At 61.3% G+C, this 10,882-nt stretch carries 12 protein-coding genes; 7 read left to right on the forward strand and 5 right to left on the reverse strand.

The features are described 5' to 3' along the window. Positions 1–130: 130 nt before the first annotated feature. The gene (locus ACTIGF_RS10955) at positions 131–1,762 is read right to left on the reverse strand and encodes a long-chain-fatty-acid--CoA ligase (RefSeq protein ID WP_439636926.1); all 1,632 of its coding nucleotides are present in this window, start codon (positions 1,760–1,762) and stop codon (positions 131–133) included. Positions 1,763–1,914: 152 nt separating this feature from the next. Here ACTIGF_RS10955 and ACTIGF_RS10960 point away from each other — a divergent pair, with 152 nt between their 5' ends. After that, positions 1,915–2,895, forward strand: a complete 981-nt coding sequence (locus ACTIGF_RS10960; protein ID WP_439636927.1) for a threonine ammonia-lyase — start codon at positions 1,915–1,917, stop codon at positions 2,893–2,895. Positions 2,896–2,897: 2 nt separating this feature from the next. Here the strand turns inward: ACTIGF_RS10960 and ACTIGF_RS10965 are convergent, their stop codons facing one another. Then, positions 2,898–5,078 (reverse strand): lytic transglycosylase domain-containing protein, encoded by a 2,181-nt coding sequence (locus ACTIGF_RS10965; RefSeq protein WP_439636928.1) that lies wholly within the window; start codon positions 5,076–5,078, stop codon positions 2,898–2,900. Between the two features lie 147 nt (positions 5,079–5,225). On the opposite strand from ACTIGF_RS10965, the gene dapA reads away from it, so the two are divergent. Beyond that, positions 5,226–6,098: a 4-hydroxy-tetrahydrodipicolinate synthase gene (dapA, locus tag ACTIGF_RS10970; RefSeq protein ID WP_439636929.1), complete on the forward strand. Its 873-nt coding sequence runs from the start codon at positions 5,226–5,228 to the stop codon at positions 6,096–6,098. Further along, entirely contained in the window at positions 6,095–6,565 is a 471-nt protein-coding gene (gene smpB, locus ACTIGF_RS10975; RefSeq protein WP_439636930.1) for an SsrA-binding protein SmpB, read from the forward strand. Before dapA ends, smpB begins: the two co-directional genes overlap by 4 nt. A 7-nt stretch (positions 6,566–6,572) precedes the next feature. On the opposite strand, the gene ACTIGF_RS10980 is transcribed toward smpB, so the two are convergent. After that, complete coding sequence (locus ACTIGF_RS10980; RefSeq protein WP_439636931.1) at positions 6,573–7,604, reverse strand: helix-turn-helix domain-containing protein; 1,032 nt, start codon at positions 7,602–7,604, stop codon at positions 6,573–6,575. A 270-nt stretch (positions 7,605–7,874) separates the two neighbouring features. Here ACTIGF_RS10980 and ACTIGF_RS10985 point away from each other — a divergent pair, with 270 nt between their 5' ends. Beyond that, positions 7,875–8,048, forward strand: coding sequence for a hypothetical protein (locus ACTIGF_RS10985; RefSeq protein WP_439636932.1), 174 nt, complete (start codon positions 7,875–7,877; stop codon positions 8,046–8,048). A gap of 90 nt (positions 8,049–8,138) precedes the next feature. Next, positions 8,139–8,615 (forward strand): toxin-activating lysine-acyltransferase, encoded by a 477-nt coding sequence (locus ACTIGF_RS10990; RefSeq protein ID WP_439636933.1) that lies wholly within the window; start codon positions 8,139–8,141, stop codon positions 8,613–8,615. A 17-nt stretch (positions 8,616–8,632) separates the two neighbouring features. Here the strand turns inward: ACTIGF_RS10990 and ACTIGF_RS10995 are convergent, their stop codons facing one another. Both ACTIGF_RS10995 and ACTIGF_RS11000 read right to left on the reverse strand, forming a co-directional pair. Then, on the reverse strand, positions 8,633–9,292 hold the full coding sequence (locus tag ACTIGF_RS10995) for a uracil-DNA glycosylase (protein ID WP_439636934.1): 660 nt from the start codon (positions 9,290–9,292) through the stop codon (positions 8,633–8,635). Then, complete coding sequence (locus ACTIGF_RS11000; RefSeq protein ID WP_022702171.1) at positions 9,282–9,854, reverse strand: LabA-like NYN domain-containing protein; 573 nt, start codon at positions 9,852–9,854, stop codon at positions 9,282–9,284. The genes ACTIGF_RS10995 and ACTIGF_RS11000 overlap by 11 nt, the downstream gene beginning before the upstream one ends. Here ACTIGF_RS11000 and folK point away from each other — a divergent pair. Both folK and rpoZ read left to right on the forward strand, forming a co-directional pair. Next, positions 9,853–10,452 (forward strand): 2-amino-4-hydroxy-6-hydroxymethyldihydropteridine diphosphokinase, encoded by a 600-nt coding sequence (gene folK, locus ACTIGF_RS11005; RefSeq protein ID WP_439636935.1) that lies wholly within the window; start codon positions 9,853–9,855, stop codon positions 10,450–10,452. The two genes, ACTIGF_RS11000 and folK, sit on opposite strands and share 2 nt — an antisense overlap. Positions 10,453–10,499: 47 nt before the next feature. Further along, complete coding sequence (gene rpoZ / locus ACTIGF_RS11010) at positions 10,500–10,877, forward strand: DNA-directed RNA polymerase subunit omega (RefSeq protein WP_439636936.1); 378 nt, start codon at positions 10,500–10,502, stop codon at positions 10,875–10,877. The last annotated feature ends 5 nt before the right edge of the window (positions 10,878–10,882 follow it).

Consider the following 10,882-nt stretch of genomic DNA (forward strand, 5'->3'; position numbering starts at 1 on the left):
CTCCTTATTGTTTGTCGATAAATGTGGGGAGGGTGGCGATAAACTGCAAGTGACGATCTGGTAAGGTGGCGCAGAAAAAACCCCGATGCAGGGCACCGGGGTTTTGTCCATGTCAGCCATTCGCGTGCGGCTATTCAGGGAAGGTGTAGTCCTTGAACATCTCGCGCAGCTTGGTTTTGAGGATCTTGCCAGTCGCGCCGATCGGCATTTCGTCGATGAACTCGATCCCATCGGGCAGCCACCATTTTGGAACCCGCGTCGACAGATATTCGCGAATGGAGTCCGGCGTGGGCGTGGTGTTGGGTTTGGGCTGAACGATCAGCAGCGGACGCTCCTGCCATTTGGGGTGGGGCATGCCCACCGCCGCGGCGATCGCCACATCGGGATGGCCCATGGCGGCGTTTTCCAGATCGATGGAGCTGACCCATTCGCCGCCGGACTTGATCACGTCCTTGGAGCGGTCGGTGATGGTCATATAGCCGTCCTGGTCGATATGGCCGACATCACCGGTCTTGAACCAGCCGTCATCGGTGAAGCTGTCCGGGCCTGCGCCGCGATAATAGCTGTCGATGATCCAGGGGCCGCGCACATGGATATGTCCGGCGGACTGGCCGTCGCGCGGCAGCACATTGCCGTCATCATCCACGGTGCGCATTTCAACGCCGAACAGAAGACGGCCCTGTTTGAGCTTGATGCCGACCTTCTCGTCCTCGGTCAGGTCTTCATGCTTGGGCAGGAGTTTGCCGACCGTGCCCAGCGGGCTCATCTCGGTCATGCCCCAGCCTTGCTGCATCTCGACGCCATACTCGTCCTGATAGGCGCGCATCAGCGCTTCGGGCATGGCCGAGCCGCCCATCAGAACTTTCTGGACGCAATCAATCCGCTTGCCGCTGTCGCGCAGATACTGAAGCAGGCCCAGCCAGACCGTGGGCACGCCCAGCACCTGGTTGACCACTTCGCCCTCGATCAGGCCTTGCAGGCTTTCGCCATCAAGCTGGGCGCCCGGCATGACCAGTTTCGCGCCCGCCATGGCGGCGGCGTAGGGCACGCCCCAGGCGTTGACGTGGAACATGGGCACCACCGGCATCACCACCCCGTCAGCGCCGACCCCGATCGCGTCCACGCTGCAGCAGGCCATGGCGTGCAGCACCGTCGAGCGGTGTGAATAGAGCGCGCCCTTGGGATCGCCCGTGGTGCCGGACGTGTAGCACAGCCCTGCGGCGGCGTTTTCGTCGAACTCGGGGAAATCATACTCGTCATGCGCGTTCGCAAGCAGGGTCTCGTAGACGTCGATCTTGGTCTTGGTCTGCGGCTTGGTGGCTTCGCTGGTCATGGCGATCCAGCGTTTGACCGTCTTGCAATGCTTGGCCACGGCATCCACCAGCGGCGCGAACGTCACGTCAAAGAAGACGTGTTTGGCCTTGGCGTGATCAATGATCCAGGCGAGCTGTTCGGGGCTGAGACGTGGATTGGCGGTGTGCACGACCGCACCGACGCCAGACACGGCGTAATAGAGCTCCATATGGCGGTGCGTGTTCCAGGCGATGGTGGTGATCCGGTCGCCTGGCTTCACCTTCAGCGGGCCTGTCAGGACATTGGCGAGCTGTTGGGTGCGCTTATAGCAATCGGCATAGCCATAGCGGTGAATTTCGCCCGTGTCGGGCAGGCGCGAGACGATTTCGCGCTGACCGTGATTGAGAGCTGCATGGTGTAAAATGTCCGCAATCATGAGCGGACGGTTCATCATCTGACCGCGTAGCAAGGCTCAGTCCTCCCCTGTAACCTGACGCTCAGCCGAGCTGAGCGCTGGTTCGTTTTGTTGTTACGCCTATCAAAAGGCCCGGAAGCGCAGTACGCAATCCCTTTCACACCAGTTTCTTGCAGCCGCACAAAAGTTCGAAAGGCTTTGCAGCCATGACGTCTCCGCTTCCTGAGTTTAACGATGTCCGTGCAGCCGCCGCACGCTTGAAAGATCAGGCGGTCCGCACCCCGTTGCTGACCAATGCGGCGCTCGACGAGCGCGTTGGCGGACGAATTTTTTTAAAAGCGGAATGCTTGCAGCGCACGGGGACTTTCAAGTTTCGCGGCGCCTTTAACGCCCTGTCTAAACTCAGCGAATCAGAAGCGCGCAAAGGTGTCGTCGCGTTCTCGTCCGGCAATCACGCCCAGGGCGTGGCTGAGGCCGCGCGCATTTTGGGGATCAAGGCGATCATCGTGATGCCTGAAGATGCGCCCGAGGTGAAAAAAGCAGGCGTTCTGGCGCGCGGCGCCGAGATCCGCGCCTATGACCGGGCGACTGAAAGCCGTGAAGAGATCGCTCGCGCGTTATGCGAGAAAAGCGGCGCAGCCTTGATCCCCTCCTATGATCATCCTGACGTGATCGCCGGGCAGGGGACGTGCGGGCTGGAAATCTTTGAAACGCTCAAGGCTGACGGCCTTCAGGCCGATCAGCTGATCTGCTGCGTCGGCGGCGGTGGCCTGATCGCCGGCATCAATCTGGCGGCGCACGCGCTGTCGCCGGACACTGCCGTTTATGGCGCGGAGCCCGAAGAGTTTGATGATCACGCCCGGTCTCTCGCCAGCGGGGACAAGGTCGAGAATGTCCGCAAGTCGGGATCCTTGTGCGATGCGCTTCTCACGGCGACGCCTGGCGAGCTGACCTACGCGATCAACCAGCCGCGCCTTGCGGGCGTCGGGGTCGTAAGTGATCTGGAAGCGATGCAGGCGGTGCGTTTCGGATTTGAAACGCTCAAGCTCGTGCTCGAACCGGGGGGCGCGGCGGCTTTGGCGGCGCTGTTGTCGGGCAAGATCGATGCGAAGGACAAGACCACAGTCGTGGTTCTGACGGGCGGCAATGTGGACAGCGCCGTCTTTCAACAAGCGCTGTCCAGCTAGCTTTAACGACCTTCGGCGCCGCTTTCCGCCTCGTCATCCGGGTCGGTCAGGACCGGCGTGTCCAGGACGGCGGCGTCTGCTTCGTCTTCCAGCGCGCTCTCAAGGGCTTGGGCTTCCCGCAGGGCGGCCACGAAATCATCGGGCAGGGCCGGAAGGTCGCGCGAGAACTGCCCCGAGAGGTCCTGGGTGATGTTGAGCGGCGTGGCTTCGCCATTGTTCAGGCGCGCGCGGTAAACTTGCAGGTTCTCGATGATGCGTTGCACGTAATTGCGCGTTTCCGAGAACGGGATGGACTCAACCCAGTCAATCGGGTCGATGTCGTCGGTGCGCGGATCCCCGTAATTGTTCACCCAGCGCCGCACCCGGTGTCCGCCGGCGTTATAGGCGGCGAGCGCCATCACCAGTGAGCCCTCGTAATCGGTGACCACTTCCTGGAGGTGGGCCATGCCCAGGGTCAGGTTGTAGTCCGGATCATCGGTCAACCATTGGAAGCTGTAGGGCATGTCCAGCTGTCGCGCCGTCTGGCGCGCGGTGGCGGGCATCATCTGCATCAGGCCCCGGGCGCCGGCGCCGGACACGGCCTGGGGGTCAAACTCGGTCTCCTGACGGATGACCGAGTATGTCAGCGCCGCTTCTGGCGCCATCGGCGCGGCGTCCGGCAGGTCGATCAGGGGGTAGGCGCGCTCGGCCAGGATCATGCCTTGCAGGCGCCCGGCCTTGGCGGCGCGAACCGCCTGACGAATCTGGAAGTATTCCAGCGCGATGTCAGTGATCATCGCCTGTTCTTCAGGCGTCTGCATCTCATCGTCGAAATGATACATGAAGACACGGAACAGATAGTCCGCATTCACCTCCGCCAGCAAACGCAGGGCCTGAATTTCTGGGCGGGCGTTGAAGGCGGCGCGCGCCTCTTCGCTGGGATCGGGATCCGGCGGCAGATCAAGCTCGGCCGCATCTGGCCCGAGCGCCAGGATGGCGAGCTGACCGTAATAGGCTGTGGGGTATCCGGCCGCCGCGGTGAAGCGGTCTGAGGCCAGCTCCAGCTCGCCGGAGGCTTCGGCCGCGCGGCCCTGCCAGTAGAGCGCGCGTGAGGTGGAGACGGGCGTGGTGACGCCGTCTTCCAGGCGTTCGAAATGCGCAAAGGCGACGCCCGGTTGGTCAAGCTTGGTCAGCGCCAGCCACCCCGCCAGGAACTCGGCGTCGGCGAATTCCACGCCGCGCTCCATGCCGTTGGCGGCGGCCAGCTCATAAGCGGTTTCGAATTCGCGATCCCGGATCAGGTCCAGGATCATCAGCTTGCGCTCGGTCCACATGGATTCAAGCGCCGCGTCATTGTCATAGCTGTCAGGCAGCTCCAGCAGCAGCTCCAGCGAGGTGTCCAGCCCCCGGCGTCGGCGCCAGCGGGCGCGCTCATACACCAGGCCCGGACTGTCGCTCAGCGAGTCAGGGACAGCGGAAACCGCGCCATCCACACCGCTGGAGCGGCTGGCGAGACGGATGCGCGCTTCCGCAACGCGGCGTTCGCCAGCGGAAAGCTCCGGCAAGAGGCGGCTGGCGGCGGTGCGCTGACCCGCCCACAGCAGGAAGTCGACGCGGGCGGCATGATCCTCATCAGTCAGAAGATCGTCATGCTCACGCAGCACGTCCCGTTGATTTGACAGGCGCAGGCTCTGTGCGCGCCAGGCGGTGCGGATCTGCTCGGCGCCTTCCTCTTCGCGTCCCAGCGCGATCAGCGATTCGCCCAGGGCGATGCGGCCTTCGCCGGTCACCGGTTCGCGATCTTCAAACCAGGCGACGATCAGGGCCGGGCTGAGCCCGGAATCCTCGATTTTCCATTCCGCTTCGCGTCGTATCGAGGCATGACGCGGCCAGCCGTCCAGTTCGTCAATGGCGCGATCAAGGTCTGAAAACGGCGCGCGGGCGTCGCTGACCGCGATCCGCCACAGCAGCACATGGTCCGCCACAGGATTGTCCAGCGCAATAATGGCGGCGCGCACATCACCCCAGTCGTCATCATCAGCGGCGCGCATGCCGTGTCTGAACGCCGTGAAGTCAGCGTCTGACAGCAAGACCGAATGGTTCGGCACAGGCGGTTTCAGCCGCGGCGCCGGCGTTTGCGCCGTCGCGGTCGACAGCGGCAGGGAAAGGGCGAGCAGGAACAGCGCGGCGCGGGCCAGGGTCACGTCTGTATGTCCTATGTAAGATGCGGATAAACAGCAGGGTGAGCCAAGTGCAAGCCGCTGTCCATGATTGTCCTCTGCACTTGGCGCAAATCAGTGCGGCGCGTATGGTCCGCGCCCGAATTTGAAGTTCCGATGAAGGTCCGTCCCATGTTCAAAGGCTCCCTGACAGCGCTTGTCACCCCGTTCAAGAACGGCGCCGTTGACGAGAAAGCCTTCGCCGCCCTGATCGAGCGTCAGATCGCGGCCGGAACGGCTGGGCTTGTTCCGGCGGGCACCACAGCGGAAACGCCGACCCTGACCCAGGCTGAACGGCTGCGCAGCGTCGAGCTATGCGTGGAGATTGCGGCAGGGCGGGTCCCTGTGATCGCAGGGGTCGGGGTGAACGCCACAGCAGCGACAATCGAGCTGCAGGAACACGCCAAGACAATCGGTGCGGACGCCGGGCTGGTGGTGGCGCCGTATTATAACAAGCCGTCCCAGGACGGGATTATCGCCCACTTCACCGCCATTGCGGACGCCGTCGCCCTGCCGATCATCGTCTACAATATTCCGGGCCGGTCCATTGTTGATATAACAGTGGAGACCATGGCGGAGCTGGCGCGCCATCCCAATATCATGGGCGTGAAGGACGCGACGGGCGATGTGCAGCGTGTCACCCGGCATCGCAATGTGATCGGCGAAGACTTCATCCAGCTGTCGGGTGAGGACGCTTCGGCTCTGGGCTATAACGCCCATGGCGGACACGGCGCGATCTCTGTGACGTCGAATGTCGCGCCCCAATTGTGCGCCCAGTTTCAGAGCGCCTGCCAGGACGGTCGCTGGGAGGATGCGCGGACGCTGAATGATCGTCTGCAGCCCTTGCATGAGGCGTTGTTTTCTGCGCCCAGCCCGGGGCCGAGCAAATACGCGCTGTCGCTTCTGGGCTTGTGTGACGAGGAGGTTCGCCTGCCGCTGGTGGCGTGTCCTGAGACCGTGAAGGTCAAAGTCCGCGCAGCGATGGAAGGCTGTGGTCTGCTATGAGCAAGAACAAAGACGATAACGGCCTGGTGGCGGTCAACCGGCGCGCCCGGTTTGACTATGAGCTTGAAGACACGTTTGAAGCCGGCATCCAGCTTTTGGGCACCGAGGTGAAATCCTTGCGTGCGGGCAAGGCCAATATCGCGGAATCCTATGTCAGCCCCGAAGATGGCGAGATCTATCTGATCAATGCTGACATCCCGCCCTATGACCATGGCAACCGCTTCAACCATGCGCCGCGACGTCGCCGGAAACTTCTGCTGAAGAAAAAAGAGATCAACAAGATCGCAGGCTCAGTCGCGCGCGACGGCCGCACGGTCGTGCCCTTGCGCATGTATTTCAACGAGCGCGGCATCGCCAAGCTTCAGATCGCGCTCGCCAAGGGCAAGAAGACGGTCGACAAGCGCGAGACCAAGAAAGAACGCGACTGGCAGCGCCAGAAATCCCGCCTGATGAAGAATTTCGGCTAGGCGAGAGCTATCTGGAGAAAGCGCGGATCCAGGCGTCATAGCTCTGCTGGGACGCGATCTCGGCTTGCGTGTCAGAGGACTGCATGGCCGAGCGGGCTGCTTTGGCTTGCCCCGGCGTCAGGCCATACTGGCGTTTGAAGGCCCGGATATAATCGCTATCTGACCTGAATCCCCATCGGTAGGCGATTTCACTGACCTGCAGTCTGCGCTGACTGGTGTTCAGCACATCGTGCAGGCTTCTGCGCAAACGGCGGCGCCGGATCTCGCTCGCGATGCCGTCCAGATGCTGAAACAGGCGGTAGAGCCGAGACCGGGACAATCCCAAAGCGGCCGATATCATCTCCGGACTCAGGGCAGGGTCGCCAAGATTGTCGTCGATGAAGTCCAGCACGGCGTTCACAACAGCAAAGTCAATGGCTGCGTCATCAAGACTGACGGATGCTTGTTCGGAGCGGGCGTTGAGGATGCTTTCGCTCAGGCTCAGCAGCGGCTCGATCGAGGCCAGCCCTTCATCAAGGGTCATATCGGCGCGATTGGCGTCCAGCGACAGGATGAACCCGTAAAGCAGCTTGGCGAGCGCCGTTTCCCTGGGGATGACGCGGCGGTGATGCCCGTCCGCGGAGACCAGTCTGCGGCTGAGCAGACTGCGCGGAATGACAGCCGACACGGTCTGAAATCCGTAATCGACCGCTTGCAAGGGCGCGCTGGCGTCAATGATGTAGATGTCGCCCGGCCTGACCTGACGCACGGTCCGGCCATCCTGGACTTCACAATGACCCTTGGTGAAGACTTGCACGATATAGCTGTCCAGACCGTCGGACAGGATTTTCTGTTGTGAGCGCTCAAAGGACTGGGTTTCAGAGGTGATGCGCCCCAGCACGATTTGCCCCAGCGCTGTGGCGTCCACCTGTGCATGAAAACGGGTCGGCGTGATCCGCATATCGATTTTGGCGTCGAAGACGACGTTGATGCTGTCACGCCAGACCGCGAACCGCTCCTGAGGGGAGACGGTGCGGGTATCAAAAATGGATCTGTCCAAACCACTCAACGTGCAAGCCCCCCCCTTCCTGACGTTCACCCAGGCCAATTCCAATTAGAGCGTATGTGACGGATGTCCTAGCGATACGGGCTCTCTGGGACGAAATGTCTATAAGTTGAGACGCGCTGTACACGGAGAGTTGTAGCCAGATTTTGGTGCTCGGCTATCGTGATAGGAGCGTTGCTCGCACGGGTGACGTACGGAAATTCCGTATAATATATCTCGTCTTACCCTGCATGAGGTGGGCCGGGACACTCTAGGAGACTTATCATGGTCGTTTTGAAGTGCACTCCAAAGATTGAAGCGCTGTCTGATCAGCTGACCGTTTCTGTTCAATATGTCACGGATGCTGTGCAGTCCTTTGACGCTGCAGCTCTGGCCGTCCTGTCCACCAAATCGGTTGACCTGGCCAACACCGTCAGCGCGCTGCCTTTCATCAGCTAGCGTTTGTCTGAGAGACCGCCGCGGCGACTGTCTGGTCGCTGCGGCGGTTTTGCTATGAGCTCTACTTCCGACAGGCGCAAACAGAGACCTATGACCCAGAATGCAATGGACCCGATGACGGCTTTAGGTCAGATGATCTGGCTTTCGTCGAAGGCGTCAAATTACGCGCAAATGCCTTTGGGCAATATCGTGACGAGCTTTGAATCTGCGATATCGACACAGCAATTTCGAATCTATCGCTCTGGCGATAACACCCCCCTGGCGTGCGTGTGCTGGATGTGGCTCCACGAACAGCATGAAGACGACGCCATCGCCGTCATGAAGGCGGCGCCGTTCGGCGAACTCGAGATCAATCCTGACTGGGTGGGTGGCGACCGTCTCTGGTTCTTCAACTTTATTGCGCCGTTCGGCCATGGCCGCGCTGTGGCTTCGGACTTGCGCAACAACGTGTTTCCAGGCGTCAGCGCGCGCGCTGTGCGCGCCGACAAGAACGGAAACATCAAACATACTGCGCTTTTTAGAAACGACGCGCCGCGCAGTGCGCACAAGACCGCTTCCACTGTTTAACGTTTCGCCGCTTGAGCTTATGCATCGAGCTGAGCCCGCGCGGCGCGGAACACGTTGTGGAACATGGCTTCGGTCAGGCGTCCGGTGTTCGTGTTGTAACGCGAGCAATGATAGCTGTCGAAAAGGGACAGAGGCCCGTTCGGCCCCTCCACATAATGACGCGCGCCATGGCCGAAGGTGAACGCGGATTGTTTATAGCCCAGCGCCTTGACCGTGTTTTCGTGCGCGACGCGCCCGAGGCAGATCAGCGTGGACAGTCGGGGCAGGGCCTTGATCCTGGCCGCCAGGAACGGGCGGCACTTGTTCATTTCCGCGCCGATGGGCTTGTTCTGAGGCGGGACGCAGCGCACGGCGTTGGTGATCATGGCGTCCACAAGCTTCAGATCATCCTGTCCGTCGGGGTCGAAGCGTCCCTTGGAGAAGCCGAAGGTCTCAAGCGTCGGGTAGAGCAGATCGCCCGCCCAGTCCCCGGTGAAGGGACGGGCGGTGCGGTTGGCGCCGCCGCGGCCAGGCGCCAGCCCGACGATCAGAAGACGCGCGTTCTGGTCGCCAAAGCTGGGCACGGCGCCGTTGAACCAGTCTGGTTCTGCCGCAATATTTTCAAGCCGGTATTGGACCAGGCGAGGGCAGAGCGCGCAATCGGGCGCGGGCTCCGCCGGGACCGGTTTACTCGTCATCGCCGTTTTCACTGTCGTCAAACTCACGCTGGCGGCGTTCTCGGCCCACCAGCTGACCCAGATCACGCAGCTCGATAAAGGTGTCGGCCTGGCGGCGCAGATCATCGGCCGCCATGGGCGGGGAGGATTTCAGGGTCGAGACGACAGAGACGCGCACGCCCTTGCGCTGGACAGCCTCGACGACCTTGCGGAAATCGCCATCGCCTGAGAACAGCACGATATGGTCGAGATAGTCGGCGGCCTCCATCACATCGATGGCCAGGTCCACATCCATGTCGCCCTTGATGCGGCGACGCCCTGAATCGTCGGTATATTCCTTGGCCGCCTTCGTGATGACCTTGAAGCCGTTATAATCGAGCCAGTCGATCAGGGGACGGATGGGCGTGTACTCTTCGCTTTCAATCAAAGCGGTGTAGTAATTGGCCCGGATCAGGCGTCCGCGCTTGCGAAATTCTTCAAGCAGACGTTTGTAATCAATGTCAAAATCAAGGTTTCTGGCGGCGGAATACAAATTTGCGCCATCAATGAACAAACCGAGCTTTTCGTTCGGGTAGAAGGTCATGTCTATGCCTTTCCAACAATCAATGAGTTTCAATGAGGCTCAGCGGGGCATATTCATCGCCCTGGGAGCCAATCGACCTTATCGCCGTCACACGCTGTTTGGAAACCTGCATCATGCGCTGCAACTGTTATCCCAGCGTGAGATTTCGATCCTTTCATGCTCCCGGCCCTGGCGCACGCCAGCCTGGCCGGATCCGTCTCAACCGCCTTTTCTGAACGCCGTCGCCCGGATTGACTGGGCGGGGGAAGATCCGGCGACCCTGATGCAGATCCTGCACGAGGTTGAAACGGCGTGCGGGCGCGTCCGGTCGGTCCGCAATGCGCCTCGCACCCTTGATCTTGACCTGATTGATTTCAAAACAAGGGTTCAGGCGCCAAAGACCGAGCACGACCTCACGCTGCCTCATCCGCGCGTCAATGACCGCGCTTTTGTGCTCTTGCCTCTGCGCGAAATTGCGCCACACTGGCGCTGTCCGGTCAGCGGGGCGTTCATCGACACGCTGATCAGCCGGCTCAGCTGGATTGACCGCAAGGGCTGCCGCCCTGCGGGCGGTGTGCTTCATGCTGCGACGCACAGGTTGAAGCGCGCCGCCACATAAGCTATCAGCAGTCTTTCAAGTTTTACGTATCCAAGGAGCGCCCCGGCATGGCTCGCGTTACCGTCGAAGATTGCATTGACAAGGTCGACAACCGGTTCCGTCTGGTTCTTCTGGCCGCGCACCGTGCTCGGAACATCGCCGCCGGCGCTGAGCTGACCCTTGATCGCGACAATGACAAGAACCCGGTCGTCGCCCTGCGTGAGATCGCTGAAGAAAAGCTCGATCTGGATACGCTGGGTGAAAGCCTGGTCTCCGGCCTGCAGCGCGTGATCCCGTCTGACGATGAAGAGGGCGGCATTGAAGAGCGCGTTCCGCAGACCGAAGCGCCTGCCGCTCCGGCCCTGCCTGCGCCTGAAATGGACGAGACCGCCATGCTCAAAGCGTTGCAGTCTGACCGTGACGGCCCCGCTGACGGCCGACTCTAAGCCTC

Origin of the sequence: Oceanicaulis sp. (assembly GCF_051859625.1) — a bacterium.
Taxonomy (GTDB): Bacteria; Pseudomonadota; Alphaproteobacteria; order Caulobacterales; family Maricaulaceae; genus Oceanicaulis.

Excerpts from the sequence above, each read along its gene's own strand:
- rpoZ (WP_439636936.1), top strand. The coding sequence starts at position 10,500 with ATGGCTCGCGTTACCGTCGAAGATTGCATTGACAAGGTCGACAACCGG.
- ACTIGF_RS10990 (WP_439636933.1), top strand. The coding sequence starts at position 8,139 with ATGACCCAGAATGCAATGGACCCGATGACGGCTTTAGGTCAGATGATC.
- dapA (WP_439636929.1), top strand. The coding sequence starts at position 5,226 with ATGTTCAAAGGCTCCCTGACAGCGCTTGTCACCCCGTTCAAGAACGGC.
- ACTIGF_RS10985 (WP_439636932.1), top strand. The coding sequence starts at position 7,875 with ATGGTCGTTTTGAAGTGCACTCCAAAGATTGAAGCGCTGTCTGATCAG.
- folK (WP_439636935.1), top strand. The coding sequence starts at position 9,853 with ATGTCTATGCCTTTCCAACAATCAATGAGTTTCAATGAGGCTCAGCGG.
- ACTIGF_RS10995 (WP_439636934.1), bottom strand. The coding sequence starts at position 9,292 with ATGACGAGTAAACCGGTCCCGGCGGAGCCCGCGCCCGATTGCGCGCTC.
- ACTIGF_RS10960 (WP_439636927.1), top strand. The coding sequence starts at position 1,915 with ATGACGTCTCCGCTTCCTGAGTTTAACGATGTCCGTGCAGCCGCCGCA.
- smpB (WP_439636930.1), top strand. The coding sequence starts at position 6,095 with ATGAGCAAGAACAAAGACGATAACGGCCTGGTGGCGGTCAACCGGCGC.
- ACTIGF_RS11000 (WP_022702171.1), bottom strand. The coding sequence starts at position 9,854 with ATGACCTTCTACCCGAACGAAAAGCTCGGTTTGTTCATTGATGGCGCA.